The 14,423-nt window shown below is 64.5% G+C and carries 12 protein-coding genes and 1 tRNA gene; 8 read left to right on the top strand and 5 right to left on the bottom strand.

The features are described 5' to 3' along the window. Positions 1–21 precede the first annotated feature (21 nt). Complete coding sequence (locus CKO40_RS12625; protein ID WP_200346574.1) at positions 22–1,272, top strand: SPOR domain-containing protein; 1,251 nt, start codon at positions 22–24, stop codon at positions 1,270–1,272. 126 nt (positions 1,273–1,398) lie between these two features. On the opposite strand, the gene CKO40_RS12620 is transcribed toward CKO40_RS12625, so the two are convergent. Then, the gene (locus CKO40_RS12620) at positions 1,399–2,130 is read right to left on the bottom strand and encodes a hypothetical protein (protein WP_200346573.1); all 732 of its coding nucleotides are present in this window, start codon (positions 2,128–2,130) and stop codon (positions 1,399–1,401) included. 248 nt (positions 2,131–2,378) lie between these two features. Here CKO40_RS12620 and CKO40_RS12615 point away from each other — a divergent pair. The 4 genes from CKO40_RS12615 (at position 2,379) to CKO40_RS12600 (ending at position 5,300) form a co-directional block, all read left to right on the top strand. Continuing rightward, positions 2,379–2,463: transfer RNA gene (locus CKO40_RS12615), tRNA-Leu, on the top strand. Between the two features lie 685 nt (positions 2,464–3,148). Beyond that, positions 3,149–3,547, top strand: a complete 399-nt coding sequence (locus CKO40_RS12610) for an H-NS histone family protein (protein WP_200346572.1) — start codon at positions 3,149–3,151, stop codon at positions 3,545–3,547. A 492-nt stretch (positions 3,548–4,039) separates the two neighbouring features. After that, positions 4,040–4,228, top strand: coding sequence for a hypothetical protein (locus CKO40_RS12605; RefSeq protein ID WP_200346571.1), 189 nt, complete (start codon positions 4,040–4,042; stop codon positions 4,226–4,228). A gap of 268 nt (positions 4,229–4,496) precedes the next feature. Then, positions 4,497–5,300, top strand: coding sequence for a DUF2189 domain-containing protein (locus tag CKO40_RS12600; RefSeq protein WP_200346570.1), 804 nt, complete (start codon positions 4,497–4,499; stop codon positions 5,298–5,300). A gap of 230 nt (positions 5,301–5,530) precedes the next feature. Here the strand turns inward: CKO40_RS12600 and CKO40_RS12595 are convergent, their stop codons facing one another. The 3 genes from CKO40_RS12595 to CKO40_RS12585 all read right to left on the bottom strand — a co-directional run bounded on the left by CKO40_RS12595 (position 5,531) and on the right by CKO40_RS12585 (position 9,708). Next, the gene (locus CKO40_RS12595) at positions 5,531–6,988 is read right to left on the bottom strand and encodes a 2Fe-2S iron-sulfur cluster-binding protein (protein WP_200346569.1); all 1,458 of its coding nucleotides are present in this window, start codon (positions 6,986–6,988) and stop codon (positions 5,531–5,533) included. Between the two features lies 1 nt (position 6,989). Continuing rightward, the gene (gene sthA, locus CKO40_RS12590; protein WP_200346568.1) at positions 6,990–8,387 is read right to left on the bottom strand and encodes a Si-specific NAD(P)(+) transhydrogenase; all 1,398 of its coding nucleotides are present in this window, start codon (positions 8,385–8,387) and stop codon (positions 6,990–6,992) included. A 292-nt stretch (positions 8,388–8,679) separates the two neighbouring features. Continuing rightward, entirely contained in the window at positions 8,680–9,708 is a 1,029-nt protein-coding gene (locus CKO40_RS12585) for a diacylglycerol/lipid kinase family protein (protein WP_200346567.1), read from the bottom strand. Between the two features lie 110 nt (positions 9,709–9,818). On the opposite strand from CKO40_RS12585, the gene CKO40_RS12580 reads away from it, so the two are divergent. Next, positions 9,819–9,995, top strand: a complete 177-nt coding sequence (locus tag CKO40_RS12580) for a PLDc N-terminal domain-containing protein (protein WP_200346632.1) — start codon at positions 9,819–9,821, stop codon at positions 9,993–9,995. A gap of 96 nt (positions 9,996–10,091) precedes the next feature. On the opposite strand, the gene CKO40_RS12575 is transcribed toward CKO40_RS12580, so the two are convergent. Continuing rightward, entirely contained in the window at positions 10,092–10,703 is a 612-nt protein-coding gene (locus CKO40_RS12575; RefSeq protein WP_200346566.1) for an ElyC/SanA/YdcF family protein, read from the bottom strand. Between the two features lie 670 nt (positions 10,704–11,373). On the opposite strand from CKO40_RS12575, the gene CKO40_RS12570 reads away from it, so the two are divergent. Together CKO40_RS12570 and CKO40_RS12565 are read left to right on the top strand one after the other, a co-directional pair. Beyond that, positions 11,374–13,293, top strand: a complete 1,920-nt coding sequence (locus tag CKO40_RS12570; protein ID WP_200346565.1) for a M61 family metallopeptidase — start codon at positions 11,374–11,376, stop codon at positions 13,291–13,293. Between the two features lie 15 nt (positions 13,294–13,308). Next, positions 13,309–14,361: a biotin--[acetyl-CoA-carboxylase] ligase gene (locus CKO40_RS12565; protein ID WP_200346564.1), complete on the top strand. Its 1,053-nt coding sequence runs from the start codon at positions 13,309–13,311 to the stop codon at positions 14,359–14,361. Positions 14,362–14,423 lie beyond the last annotated feature (62 nt).

Here is a 14,423-nt window from a genome sequence, read left to right as displayed (position 1 = left end):
AAGCCGACAAGGATTGCACCCATGGTGCCGCCGATACCTCCAAACTCGCCGGAGCCACCGGATGCTGCGGGGTTTCTTCACCACGACGCCTCGGCAGAACCATCCAACCCGTCAACCGCGTCTGGGATCAACGGCCAATGGCTCGAGACGCTGCAGTCATCGCTTGTCGAGCGGATTGCCGCAGTCGACGACGAACGGCGCCGAACGGCGACGCAGATGCAGCGGGCGATCGAGACGAACAGGAGCGAGATGCTGCAGCAGTGCCGCCGGCAACGCGTCCTGCTTGCCCTCGCCGCAGGCCTGATCATACTCCTGACGGCCGTCGCCGTCGGTTATCTGCAGTATCGGCTCGGCGCAACGTCACGCGCCCTAGCGGATGCGGTTGCGCGGCTGGAGGAACGGGTGACAGCGTTCGTCGCGACACCGCCTGCGAGCGCCAGTCGTGGCTCGAAATCGGATAGCAGCGCTACCCCGGCGGCGCGCGAGGCGAGCGCCGAAGGGATGGAGGATCAACTCTCGATGCTGCGCCAACGGGTTGCCAGCCTGAGCAACGATCTCGCTGCAGTCCAGGCCGGGAGCGAAGCGCCGGCGAATGCGGTAACAGAAACCGCGGCGACGCCGGAGACCATCGCCGCGGCACCTTCTAGCACCGCGGGCGCTGATGGAGCTGTCGATGATGCCACGGCGGACCAGCAGGACCTCGTCGCGTTCGGTGCTGTGGCGATGCTCGATTCGATGATCGATCGCCGCTGGCGTGAGGTTGAGGAGGAGTACCAGCGCCTAGCGCTCGAGGTTGCGTCTCCCGCAGTGCGTTCGCGCGATGTTGACGACGGCGGGGAGGGTAGTGATGCCGATGCAAATGCCGATGCCGATGCCGATGCCGATGCCGATGCGAATAGCGATTCGGCTGATAAGGAAACGAGCCAACCAACAGCAACCGCCGAACCGCCCGCGGAGGCTCAATCGGCTCCGAGCCGCATCCAACTCGAGGAACGGCCGTTCGTGCTGCAGCTGATCGGCGTCTACGATCGCGTCCGGCTTGATGACTTCATCGCCGATCACTCATTGCCGGAGCAGGTCTATATCCGCGAGGAGCGGTTTCGCGGCCGGCCTTGGTTCGTGCTCTTCCATAGCCTGCATCCGGACCAGCCATCGGCCCAGGATGCGATGCGGTCTCTGCCGCCCGAGCTGGCAGCCCTCGAACCCTGGATTCGAAAGCTGCCAGAGGGCGTTGAGCTCGAGGTGATGCAGCGCCAGGACGCGCAACCCTAGCCAGGTTGCGCGCACTCGCACGCTGAAGCGCGCTGGCCAACGATGCCTTTGCCTGCTCGATGGGGGAAGATGAGGTCCGGTGTGCAGGCTCCGGTGTGCAGGCATCATCACAGGGCGCTTCTCGGATCAGAGCTCGTCGATCGAGGCACCCGTTGAGGAGAAGACGACGCGCATGTCGAGGTGCTCAAGCTTGCTCAGCACCGAGGGTTCCTCGTCGATGTCGAACACCCAGGAGGCGGTGCGGCCCTCGACCTCGGTGGCGTTGGTCTCGATGATCTCGGTGGGAACGCTCACACGGTTGGCGATCCGCATCCCTGCAAACATCGCTGCCATCTGCTGCATCATCTGTGTCTGCATCGGGTCCTCAGCTGAATCATCACTGGGCATAGGCTCAGCGTCACCGCTGCGCTGCCGCAGCACATAGTGGCCCTCGGCGTCCCGTGTGAGACTGATCTCGCTGTCTTCGAAGAGGTCGGTCTTGGCCAAGGCGGCCAAGCTGTCGAACCTGACCTTGAGGTTCATATAGCGCCAGCCGTCAATGGTTTCGGCGTTGGTCGAAACCAGCTCGACGCCCTTGATGGGCTCGGACTCGAAGCGCTCGCGAACATCCTCTTCATCGAAATCGAAGTCGAAGGGCGTTTCGGTATCCATCCCAAGATCGGTGCCGGCGTTGTCGCCCATCGCCTGGCCCATCTGCTCCATCGTCTCGAGCTGCGAGATCGTCTGCTCTGACATCCCATAGCGGATATCCAGGGTACCGGACCCATCATCCTCCAACGTCAGCGTCTGGTCGACCTTGATACAGCCGCTCACCGAGAGCGCAAGGGCCAGAAGCCATAACCAACGCAATGTTCGCATAAGGAGACTCCAACAGTGAATGGACGCCGACATTCCTACGTCATGCCGCAAAAAGCAAGCACTCGGTTGGTATCGGCAACAAGCCGATCAGGTGACCTGCGCTACCGAAGCCGTTACACTTAGAGGATGGTCTGGGTGCCGTTCTGTCCGGTGCCGACTGAAGATGCTTCCTTCCCAGTCGTTCTCGGGTCGGTCTCCTCGTATCGCTGTGAGGGCCGATCGGATCAGCGTCGACCCATCAGATCAAGGCGCGGGTGGCGGAATTGGTAGACGCGCTGGATTTAGGTTCCAGTGGGGTAACCCGTGGGGGTTCGAGTCCCCCCTCGCGCACCATTTGCAATCAATGCCTTAGCTGTTGAGGATGACGTCATCTCTGCCTTGTTCAGATGACGACCTCCGGTTCCTTCGGCAAGCCATCCGTGCCCTGCGCGCTCGCACGACCCCAGCTACGTCCAGCGGCAGCTACCTCCAACGGCGCAGCGATGCCTGACCGTCGTCGCCACATTCGCCGCGCGCTCCCTGTGTGAATAGTCCGTTTCGGTTCGCGCCACTGCGGCCCGAAAGACAAGGGCTGGCTACAGCCTTGCTGGGGCCTCGACCGAATCGGCCCTTGGCGGCCGCTACGGCTATGCGAGGACACCGCGGCGTAGCCGCTCCGCCTTGTTTCCAATCGGCCGCATCGAATGGTGCCTCCATCGCATTGTGAGTTGCTGGATCAGCCTATCGAATGCACCTGAGGCTGTTGTTCAACAGCCGTTGCCAGGGAGTTGAACGCCTGAGCGTCCAGATCCCGGAACAAGTAACGCCTTGTCAGGTCTCACCGTTGACAATTGATTGACGAATCGCAATAAACGCCGCCTGGGCGCTCCTATTCGCCCCGATCGCTAACAAACACTTGAAATTTTTCTGTCATCCAGGAATGATCGCGTCCCAGTGTTCACCGCGGCAATCAAGCGGTGTCCCGAAAACCGTCTTACCTGAAAGACAGAAGTAGCGACTCTTCCAACGAGGTCTATTGATGGAGAACTACGAACAACTCAGCGCTCAAGAATTGAAGGCTCATCTCGAGAATCTAAGTGCCGAGAAAGAGGCTCTGGCGCGCGCCCTTGAGGCACGTCGCGAAGAGGAAAAGCGCACGCTGGCGAATGAGATCAGGCAGATGATCTCCGAGCGTGGTTATGACCTGGAAGAAATCACCCTGCTCGTGCTTGGGCGCAAGCGTCGCCGCGCTGCGGCGAATGAAGCGAACGCCAGCTATGCACGCTACGCAGATCCCGACAATCCGAGCAACACCTATATTCGGGGCCGTTTGCCGAACTGGCTGGTCGAGAAGATGAGTGCGAACGGCTACGATCCGACATCGGCCGAGCACCGGGCCGAATTCAAGGAGCAGCACCTCGTGCGGGTTGCGGCCTAAGGCGATTTCTGTCAAAGCTCATACCGCCTTGCTGGTCTTTTCGCTCGCCTTCTTCGTCGCGCCGCCGGTCACATAGCCCGGCTATGCTCCCGGCGACGCTCCTCGAAGGCAAACGACAATCCTGCGCAATTCGGTACGAGCTTTTCCGGCAATCGCCTAAGCGCGCGGCCGATCGGTTTGGGCGTCGGTCCGAAGGCCGGCGCTGGGAAGCCAAGGCAGGGAGCCGTCACAGGCCTTGCCGACAGCTCAACGTCATCTCCAGCAACGTTGTTGTGGCATCGAGTCCGGAACAAAAGTTGCGTAGTGTGTTCGGACAAGGTTAGAGTCCGGGCACGGCAGAGCTATTATCTGCTGCTGCAATGATAATTCGCAGTTGCTGCCGTGCCGCTGGCCGGGCCAGCTCCAATTGATATAAGTTACTGACGGTAAAGCGATTATTGCATCCTGCGGCATGGGTTCAGCGCATTGAGCAGAACAATGATAGGAGAGGAGATGACGACAACAAATCATTTCGGCGACTGGGTGGAGATCATCGAGCGCGGCGATTGTGGATTTACCTACGTGCGCTTCTACGCAGATGCACCAAAATGGGTACGCAATGAGGCGATCAATCGGTTCGGGCGAGGCACGGTGTTCCTACCACCGCGGCAGAACCGCGTTGCCGGTCGCGTCGCGGCCTAACCTAACGTTCATGGTACGGCGCCACCCCGGACGATAGCGTTCGCGTGATTCACGGCCACACTCAGCAGACAGGAACCGGGGCTGTTCGATCGGACATGCCCTGGATTTCCATAAGGTAGCCGCGCCGAACCCATCTTCGGCGAAGTTTGCTTGCGTTTATCACCATACGCTTATATTCTGATGATTGCTGAATTGCGAATCGTCAACTGCGGCAGCCGTATCGTTCGACAGGACGAGAAGTGGCCTGTCGCCAACGGGGTGATAGCGTATGAGTACAGAATCGATTGACCGTTCGGCAACGGATACCGAGCATGACTTAGTCCAGGCGAGCGAGCTGCCGATCCAGACCGTGCCGCCGGATGCCTACCGGCGCTGGCTGCGGCAGGGTTGGGCGACCCTGACCAAGACGCCGTTCGTGAGCCTGTTCTACGGGCTCCTGTGCGCGTCGGCTGGGTTTGCCGCACTGATGATGAGCCGGGCGATGCCGGGCTTTACGGTGAAGTTCCTGATCGCATTGCTGTTGCTGGGGCCATTCCTGGCCGCCGGCCTCTATGTGACCGCCCGGCGCCACCTGGCCGGTGAGCAGATCGGCATCCGTGCCAGCTTTGCGCTCTATGGCGAACGTCGTTCGAGCTTGGCGCTGTTCGGACTCTTCCTGGTGTTCGTGGTGGCGGTCTGGATGATGGCCTCGGTCGTGCTGTTTGCGATCAAGGTAACGACATTGGCGCCGACCTCGAGCGGATACGTCACGGTGCTGGGCGGTGGCGTTGACCCACTGACGACGGTCTTCATGCTGGCCAGCGGCGCCTTGTTGGCGGCAGCGGTGTTCGCTGCGAGTGCGATTGCAGTGCCCTTGATCGTCGATCGGGATGCGGGACCGATTGCCGGTGTTCAGGCAAGCTGGCGGGCGGTGACGCTCAACATCGGTCCGATGTTGCGCTGGGCCGGTGTCATCGTCGGGTTGATGGTGATCGGGGCCTTGACCGCGTTCGTCGGTATGCTCGTGATCTTCCCGCTACTCGGTTACGCGAGTTGGTACGCCTACCGGGACTTGGTCGGCGAGTCGCACTGAACGCGCGCAAATCTCCAGGTCGCGGGCCTGCTGGCTGCTCCGACCGGGGCGGTCATCTGCTTGCGACCTGCTGACCAAGCCAGAACCCGGACCCGGCGAGCACCGCGATGAGCGGTCATTTGCTTGCGGCCTGCTGACTGCGTGCAGTTCGGCCGCGGTGCAGGCCGCGCTGCGCTCTGGCAAGCAGGCCACAGCCCGGATGCGAAGCGCGATCGGCCCGTTGCGCAATCCTATTCGATGCGCTCGGTCGCGATCCGGGAGGCGGGGATACCCGCCTCGCTCAACGCGGTGGCGACCGTGGTTGCCGCGCTGCTCGGGCCGGCAATATAAAAGCGCGCCTTGTCCGGGGCGCTCAGGTCGGACTCGATCAGCGCGAGCAGGTCATTGCAGGCGGCCTCGACCAGCGGCGTGAATGCGAAATTGTCGAGCGCGTCGCGCAAGGCGCGGCACCAGGGCTCGTGATAGTGCATCTCGGAGGCCGAGATCGACCAATACAGGTGAAACGCCTCGATGCTGTCGATCGACACCGCATGCTCGACCAGGCTCTTGATCGGCGCTATGCCGTCGTCGATGGCGATGAACACCGCCGGCTCGGTGGCGTCCTCGGCGAGTACGAAATCGCCGCAAGGACCGATCAGGGTGATCGGCTGGCGCGCGCCGAGGGTCTCGAAGACGGCGCGGCCGAAGGCATCCTCGCCGCGGCGGACCGAGAACTGGAGATTGCGCCCGTTGCAGGGACAGCTGGCGATCGGCAGCTCGCGCTCGGCGCCGTCGGCCAGCCGCAGCCGCGCGCGCTGGCCGGCCATGAAGCGCAAGGTGTTGGTGCGCGGGGTCTGCACATGCAGCAGCATCAGGGTCTCGCCTTGGCGCTCGAGCTTGCGCACCTGGGCATTGATCTCTTGCTCCGGGAGATCGGCCGGTGAGTGGGCCTCGGCGGCTTCGAGCTGGACATCGGTGACCGCGGTGTTGGAGCAGGTGAGCAGGTAGCCCATCTGTTTCTCGCGCTGGCTCAGGACGTAGTCGTGCTCGCGGATGCGGTGGACCTCGCCCGAGATCAGCCGCGCCTTGCACTCGCCGCAGTTGCCATTGGCGCAGCCGTAGTTGAGGCGCAGCCCAGAGCGGACCGCGGCCTCGAGGATGGATTCGTTGCCGTCGACCAGGAACTCGTGGCCAGACGGGATCATCTTGACATTTGCCGACATGATGCGCAGGAAGGTGTCTTTCGCCAGCACCCGCGCCTCGGCGCTGCCGGCGGTCTCGTCGACGAGCGCGGCGCGGCGCTGTTGCAGCCAGTCGCCGAGCTGGTCGAGGGCGTTCGGATCATCGCGCGGCAGTTCGGCGATCTGCGCGCGGACCTCGTCGAGCAGCCCCTCGAGCGCGTCGACCCGCGCGACCCGCTGCACCAGCGCATCGGCCAGGGACTTGATGCGGCTGATCAACACATCCGAGCTCGGCAGCCGGGTATCGTCATCGTGGCTGCGCGGGATGGCCTCGGCCTTGATCTGCTCGACGCGCTCGAGATCGCCGCTCTCTTCGAGGCTGACACTCGGGTAGACCCGCAGCAGATCGCTGATCGCGACCTGGCCCTCGAAGGTCTGCAGATCGCCTTGGCGGATGTGCTTCTGGATCGCGGCGCGGGTGACGCCGGCGAGCCGGGCAGCGCGCGAGAGGCTGAGCAGCTCGGGCATCTTAGAATAATCGGTTGAGCCCGTTCAGGGCCGCGACCCGGTAGGCCTCGGCCATGGTCGGGTAGTTGAAGGTGGTCTCGGCGAAGTACTCGATGCTGTTCGCCTCACCGGGCTGCGACATGATCGCCTGGCCGATGTGGACGATCTCGGAGGCCTGCTCGCCGAAGCAATGGATGCCTAAGATGGCCTTGGTCTCGCGGTGGAACAAGAGCTTGAGCATGCCGACCGTGTGGCCGGTGATCTGGGCGCGGGCGATGCTTTTGAAGTGCGCCTGGGCGACCTCGTAAGGGACCTGCTCAGCGGTCAGCTCGCGCTCGGTGCGCCCGACCGAGCTGATCTCGGGCACCGTGTAGATGCCGGTCGGGAATTCGTCGATCAGCGACCAGTCGCATTCGCCGTCGGCGATCACGGCGCCGACGAAGCGGCCCTGATCATAGCTGGCGCTGGCCAGTGCCGGCGGGCCAGCGACATCGCCGACCGCATAGATATGCCCGAGCTCGGTCCGGTAGGACTTGTCGACCTCGATCTGGCCGCGCTTGTTCGGCGTCAGGCCGATCGCGTCCAGCCCCAGGTCCTCGGTGTTGCCGCTGCGCCCATTGGCCCAGAGCAGGATCTCGGTCTTGAGCTTCTTGCCCGAGTGACAGTGCAGCACGACGCCGTCGTCGTCCGGCTCGACCTGATCGTAGCGCTCGTTGTGGCGGATCACGACGCCCTGCTCGCGCAGGTGGTAGCTCAGCGCATCGGTGATCTCGTTGTCGAGGAACGACAGCAGCCGGTCGCGGGTATCGACCAGGTTCACCTTGACGTCGAGACAGGCCATGATCGACGCGTATTCGCAGCCGATCACGCCGGCGCCGTAGATGGTCAGGCTGCGCGGGGTGTGCGCGAGGCCGAGGATCGAGTCGCTGTCGTGCACGCGCGGATCGCTGAAGTCGACATCCGGTGGGTGGTAGGGCCGCGAGCCGGTCGCGATGACGACGTTGTCGGCCTTGACCACCTCGGCGACGCCGTCGGGTCGCAGGACCTCGAGCTGATGCGGGTCGATGAAGCGCGCCCGGCCGAACAGGATCTCGACCCGATTGCGCTGATAGTAGCGGTAGCGGGTGCGCACCTGATGGTCGATCACTGAGTCGGCGGCGCGCAGCAGGTCCGGGAATTGGACCTCGACCTGATCGAGGGTGTGCTGGAACAGCGGATTGCGCCGGTAGTCGGCGAGCATCTGGATCGAGTGGCGCAGCGCTTTGCTCGGGATCGTGCCCCAGTGCGTGCAGCCGCCGCCGACCTTGTCGTGGGCCTCGATCACCGCGACCCGCTGCGGGGTCTTGGCCAGCTTCATCGCCGCGCCTTCACCGGCCGGGCCGGTGCCGATCACGACCGTGTCGAATGCACGGACTGCCATACTGCGTTTCGCCTCGGCGCGTCGCGGCGCCTCGTTGCCAAAGCCTCAGGTTAGCACAGGCGGTTGTGGTATCCGCTTGCATACGCCTATCGCACACCCTGCACACTGGCGGGGATGCAGCTTGTTTCATTCTCCGGGGCGGCGCACCGGTATGCGCGTTACCGTGAATCATGCGGCATTCCTCGTCCGGGGTGGCGCCGTACCATGAACGTTAGTGGCTGTCCATTCTCTACTTCCCGATGATCGTCCAACAGTGCCCGCTCAAATCGGGAAGACGTTGATGGACAGTTTCTTAGCGCGAGGATCTGCCCTCTCTGCCGCGCAACAGACTCGCGAAGCCTCGGTTCAGCCCTCGTTGGCTGGGTCCGCTCTCGCCGCGGCTAGAGGCCGCCCCGGCCCCCGCAGGCGGCGCCAACACCCGCAGCGCAGCGGGCAGGCTGTCGTACTGAAGCGGCGAGCGGATGCGCAGACGCTCACCATCGTTCATCACAGTGAGTTTGCGCTCGCGGCCGGTCTCGATCCGGATTGTTTCGGACCGATAGTGGAAGAAGCGCGGATCATCGGCCCAGCGGCCCCAAAGCAACCGGAAGGCCAGGCGCGGCAGCTCATGCAGAGGGCCTTTGTGGATGCCGTAGATCCCGAGCAGGCCGGTGTCGAGGCGGGGACGGCTGGGATAGGGGCGCATGACCTCGCCGACTGGGTTATTGGTGATGACCAGTGCGCGTGTCTTGACCTTGATCGGCTGACCGTTCGTGAACAGATGCAGGCGCCGGTATGGGTAGCGGCGCAGCAACCAGATCCCCTTGCTGATGAAGCGCAGAACGATCCGCAGCAGGCCGCGACCGCGCACTGCCTCACGGGTACGCGCCAGCCGGGTCGTGAGTCCGATCATCGAGGCGCAGAGGAAGAGATGCCCGTTGACGCGGCCGACATCGATGGACTGCACCGCGTCGTCGGTCAGCTCGGCGAGGGTGTCGACCGCCTGCTCTGGCTGCAACGGGATCCTGAGGTCACGGGCCAGCAGGTTCGCGGTGCCGAGCGGAATGATGGCGAGCGGCGTCGGCTTGCCGACAAGCCTCGCGGCCACTGCGAGCACGGTCCCATCGCCGCCGAGCACATAGACCCGACCGGTGCCTTCCACGAGCGCACGGTCGAGCGCGCCGCGCCAACTGAGCACGCCCGGCGTCTGCTCTGCGAAGCGGATCAGCTCGGTTGTGACACCGCGCTCTTGCAAGCGCTCACTGAGGCGCTGTGAGAGGACCTGGACCTCGGATGCACCGGCTCCGGCGCGGCGGTTGACGACGATGACGGCGTGCGACATGGTGTACGGCTACGCGGTGCAAGGGTGCTCGATGGCGGCATCCGGTGCCGGCCTTGGTGCCCGCTTGCCCTCGGGCGGCGGGATCGATCGACTGGAGAGAAACAGACGTGATGGGCATTGAAGTCGGCGGGCTGCTCGGGCTCCTACACCTGATCATCGTGGTATACGCGTTCGTCAAGATCGTCCAAAGCAGCGCCGGTACCCTAGCAAAGGTGCTTTGGATTGTCGTGATCCTGATGCTGCCGTTGCTGGGCCTGATCCTCTGGCTGTTATTCGGGCCCAGCTAAACGATCATCGCAGCCAACCACCCCGGAGAATGAGACGATCCTAGCCGTCGTTGCAGGGCAGGCGACGCGCGTCCTCGCCCGTTGCGGCGCAATGGGTCAAGACTGCTTCAGCGCTTGGATCTCGCGGGCTGGTTCATCGCGCAGCCGAACGGTCTCATGCTTGCCGAGGAAGCGCGGTCCCCGTCCGGTGACGATATCAAGGATGGCCGCTGCACGGGCCAGTACCTCGCGCGCGCGCACACTGAAGAAGCCGGACTGGAAACCGGAGCGGGGTGGATCGGCCGCGGCGAACCCGCGTGCTTCGAGCTCGAAGTGTCGGGCCAGAAAGATCGCCCGCGCGGCATGGAATGCCTGACTGACGACGAGCACCTGCTCGAGCCCGAAGACCTTCTTGGCCCGGACGATCGAATCCAGGGTCCTGAAGCCAGCATAGTCGAGGGTGATGTATTCGGCCGGGACACCCAGGGCGACGAGGTCCTTTTGCATCGCGATCGGTTCGTTGTAGTGGCGGGTCGCGTTGTCGCCGCTGACCAGGATTCCGCGCACGCGCTTCTGATGGAACAGCGCTGCAGCGGCTTCGATGCGCGCTCGATAGAACCGGTTCGGTTTGCCTCGGTGGGTCCGTGCGGTCCCGAGGATCAATGCGACCGGCGTGGGCTCGACCTCGTCGATCGCGCTCGCGATCGCATCCCGTGTCGCAAGCGTCACCGATAGATCGATGCAGGCTAGTACAGCGATCAGCGACAGCAGACCGATCCCGAGCCACCATGCCCCGCAGCGCAGCCGCCGTGACCAATGTCCGCCTGCCTGCGCTGGCGTGTTGGAATCGGGGCCTGACGACGCGCACGCGCCCGCGTTCGCGTCAGTCTCGGTGGCGCCCGTCTGCGAGTTGCTCTCGTGCTCGACGGTAGCCCCTTCGAGCTCGCGGTCTCGAGGCGAGGCGCTCGCTTGTGGAGATGACTGAGCTGGATTAGGCATCCTCGGCGATCGCGTGATGCAAGCTCGCGGTTGCGGGGCGCAAGCCGCCGATTTTAGCGCGGTACGGCGCGAAAACTCACGAGCTCGGGCGGTCGATCAGGCTGCTGCGATTGATCGGCTCGATTCAGCCGGCATCTCAACAGCCGGCGAGATCTTTAGCGTTGATCGATCCTAGCCGGCTTCAGTGTGCCTGGCAGAGCCTCGCTGAGGCTCCCACCGCCACCCGGCGAGGCGGGGCCCGAGACCGTCGAGCTATGATCTTGCTGCGCCGCACACAAACACTTGACTCATCTGCAAGCATTTGGCGCCTTCACGCAATCGATCGGGCTGCCAGCGCCGCGACGGCTCGGCAACCTGCTTGCGATCGGCAACCTGCTTGCTAAACGATAGGCCGCTATTGATGACGGATACGCCCGATAAGCCGCTGCTCCACTATCGCGTTGAGCCATTTCGACCCCATGCGCACTGCTTCGAGGTGAGGCTCGCGATCCCGGATAGCGGTTCCGAGACCCTGACGCTGTCATTCCCGGCCTGGATACCAGGCAGCTACATGATCCGGGATTTCGCGCGCAATGTCGTGCACCTCAGTGCCACAACAGCAGCGGGACCGGTCACGGTCGAGAAGCTCGACAAGCAGACCTGGCGCTTGGCCGGCGTGCAGGGGTCGGTCGAGGTGCGCTGCGAGGTCTACGCCTGGGACCTCTCGGTGCGCGGCGCCCATCTCGATCAAACCCACGCCTACTTCAATGGCGCGAGTCTGTTCCCGAAGGTGCATGAGCTCGAACAGCATCCTTGCCGGGTCGAGCTGCGGCCGCCGCCGGGTACGGCCTACGCCCAGTGGCAGGTCGCGACCAGTCTCAAGCGTGCTGGTGCTGAGCCCTGGGGGTTCGGCCAGTACATCGCCGAGGACTACGAGGATCTGATCGATCATCCGGTCGAGATGGGTGTCTTCGACCGCATCGCGTTCAAGGTGAACGGGGTGCCGCACTGGATGGTATTCAGTGGCCGTCACCGCGCCGATCTAGCCCGCCTGACGCTCGATCTGCCGCGCATCTGCGAGGAGCATGCGGCGTTATTCGGTGAGCTGCCGGTCGACCGCTACCTGTTCCTGACCCAGCTCGTCGGCGACGGCTATGGCGGCCTCGAGCATCGCTACAGCTCGAGCCTGATAGCGAATCGGGACGATCTCCCGGCTCCGCTGCCGCCCACCGGTGGGGCGCCCGCGAACGCGGCGACAGCGAGTACCGCTTCCGCCGCTGTAACGGCACCGGCGCTCGCACCGCCCGGCAAGCCGAGCGAGGGCTATCAGCGTTTCCTCGGGCTGTGCAGCCATGAGTATTTCCACCTCTGGAACGTCAAGCGCATCCGCCCGCAGGCGTTCATTGAGCAAGGGCTCGAGCGCGAGGTCCACACGAGGCTGCTTTGGTGGTTCGAGGGCATCACCTCCTACTACGACGACCTGGCGCTGGTGCGCAGCGGTGTGATCGATGCCAGCGCCTATCTGACCCTGCTGGCGGGTGTCATCAGCCGTGTGCTGCGCAATCCCGGCCGCCTACGCCAGAGCACGGCAGAATCGAGCTTCGATGCCTGGACCAGGTTCTACAAGCAGGACGAGAATGCGCCGAATGCGATCGTCAGTTACTACGCCAAGGGTGCCCTAACGGCGCTGGCATTAGACCTGACGCTGCGGGAGCGCACCGGCGGTGCTTGCCGGCTCGATGACCTGATGCGGGTGCTCTGGCGAGACTTCGGCCGCACCGGTGTCGGCGTCGGTGAGCGCGAGATCGAGCATCTGGCCTCGGAGCTCGCCGGAACGGACCTGACGGCGTTCTTCGACCATGCGCTCGACTCGACCGAGGACCTGGACCTGCCGCGACTGCTGACCACGGTGGGTGTCGCGATGCGGCTGCGCCCGGCGCGCAATCCGGAGGATACCGGCGGCTGCGTGGAGCGGTTCGAGCCGATCGACGAGCGTCCGGAGCTCGGCGCCCGACTGCAGCCGAACGGGAATGAGGCGCGCCTCGCCGTGGTCCTGGACGGTCGGCCGGCCCAACAGGCGGGCCTCGCCCCGGGTGATCTGATCGTCGCGGTCGATGGGCTGCGGGCGACGGCGGCGAACCTGGATGCGCTACTGACGCGCGCGAGCGCCGCCGGCGCCGTGCCGGTCAGCGTCCATGCGTTTCGGCGCGACGAGCTCATGCGCTTCGAGGTCGTGCCGCAGCCGGCGCCTGCGGACACCTGCGAGCTCTGTCTCGACGACGAGGCGCCGGCGGCGGTGCTGGCGGCGCGACGGGACTGGCTGGCCTCGGTGACCGCTTAACCGGCGCTGCGGTCGATGTCACAGACTCTATCGGAGCGGCTGGCGCAGGTTCTGCGTTTGCTCGCCGACGGTGAGCCGCATTCCGGTGATGCGATTGCGATGCGGCTTGGTATCAGCAGGACAGCGGTCTGGAAGCTCATCGGCCAGGCCCGCAACCAGCTCGGTCTCGAGATTGAGGCCGTGCGCGGCACCGGCTATCGGCTGAGTGAACCGCTCGAGCTGTTGGAGCCAGCGCGGCTCAGCGCGGCCTTGGACCCTGAGGCGCTGGGGCGTCTGAACCGGCTCGAGATCCTCGACAGTGTGGGCTCGACCAACAGCGTCCTGCTGGAGCGCGCCCGTTCCGGCCTTGGTGCGGAGCAACCGGTTGGTGATGCCCGAGGGTTCGATCGCGGCGACGTCTGCCTGGCCGAGCGGCAGACCGCCGGGCGTGGTCGGCTCGGACGCACCTGGGTCTCGCCGTACGGTCGCAACCTCTATCTATCGGTGCTCTGGCGTTTCTCCCTGGCGCCGGCCGAGCTCGGTGGCCTGAGCCTGGCCTGCGGCGTCGCCGTGGCGTCGGCCCTGCGGCGGCTGGGCGCCAGAGAGGTCGGACTCAAGTGGCCGAACGATGTCCACTGGCGTCGGCGTAAGCTCGCCGGACTGCTGCTCGAAGTCGGCGGCGAGTCCCAGGGGCCAAGCTATGCGGTGGTCGGAGTCGGGGTCAATCTGCGTCTGACCGGGGTCGATGCCGCAGCCATCAAGCAGCCTTGGGCGGACCTGTCACAGGTGCTGACAACGGAGACGCCCGGTACCAAGCTGCCGTCGCGCAACCGAGCTGCGGCTTGGCTGATCAGCGCGCTGCTCGCGGCACTCGATCGCTATCGTCACCAAGGGCTGACGCCGTTCCTGGCCGAGTGGCGGGCGCTCGATGCCTATCCCGGCGCACCGGTCGAGATCCTAACAGGGGCCCAATGCATCCGCGGCGTCTATCTCGGGATCGACGAACAGGGCGCACTTCGGCTCCAACGGCCCGAGGGCGTGCGGAGCTTCGCTGCCGGTGAGGTCAGTTTGAGACCGACGCCGTCCTGAATCGGCGTCGGCGCGGCAGGTCGTTGAGTGGCGTCAACCGGGAAGTGATCGCTGGGCAGTCG

The sequence above is a fragment of the Halochromatium glycolicum genome (assembly GCF_016584085.1).
GTDB classification, from domain to species: Bacteria; Pseudomonadota; Gammaproteobacteria; order Chromatiales; family Chromatiaceae; genus Lamprobacter; species Lamprobacter glycolicus.
The sequence above is the reverse complement of the archived record's forward strand: the minus strand, read 5'-3'. Positions and strand labels throughout refer to the sequence as shown.

Coding starts and splice junctions, on each gene's coding strand:
- CKO40_RS12595 (WP_200346569.1), bottom strand. CDS start 6,988: ATGCCCGAGCTGCTCAGCCTCTCGCGCGCTGCCCGGCTCGCCGGCGTC.
- CKO40_RS12620 (WP_200346573.1), bottom strand. CDS start 2,130: ATGCGAACATTGCGTTGGTTATGGCTTCTGGCCCTTGCGCTCTCGGTG.
- CKO40_RS12610 (WP_200346572.1), top strand. CDS start 3,149: ATGGAGAACTACGAACAACTCAGCGCTCAAGAATTGAAGGCTCATCTC.
- CKO40_RS12565 (WP_200346564.1), top strand. CDS start 13,309: ATGTCACAGACTCTATCGGAGCGGCTGGCGCAGGTTCTGCGTTTGCTC.
- CKO40_RS12605 (WP_200346571.1), top strand. CDS start 4,040: ATGACGACAACAAATCATTTCGGCGACTGGGTGGAGATCATCGAGCGC.
- CKO40_RS12625 (WP_200346574.1), top strand. CDS start 22: ATGGTGCCGCCGATACCTCCAAACTCGCCGGAGCCACCGGATGCTGCG.
- sthA (WP_200346568.1), bottom strand. CDS start 8,387: ATGGCAGTCCGTGCATTCGACACGGTCGTGATCGGCACCGGCCCGGCC.
- CKO40_RS12585 (WP_200346567.1), bottom strand. CDS start 9,708: ATGTCGCACGCCGTCATCGTCGTCAACCGCCGCGCCGGAGCCGGTGCA.
- CKO40_RS12580 (WP_200346632.1), top strand. CDS start 9,819: ATGGGCATTGAAGTCGGCGGGCTGCTCGGGCTCCTACACCTGATCATC.
- CKO40_RS12570 (WP_200346565.1), top strand. CDS start 11,374: ATGACGGATACGCCCGATAAGCCGCTGCTCCACTATCGCGTTGAGCCA.
- CKO40_RS12600 (WP_200346570.1), top strand. CDS start 4,497: ATGAGTACAGAATCGATTGACCGTTCGGCAACGGATACCGAGCATGAC.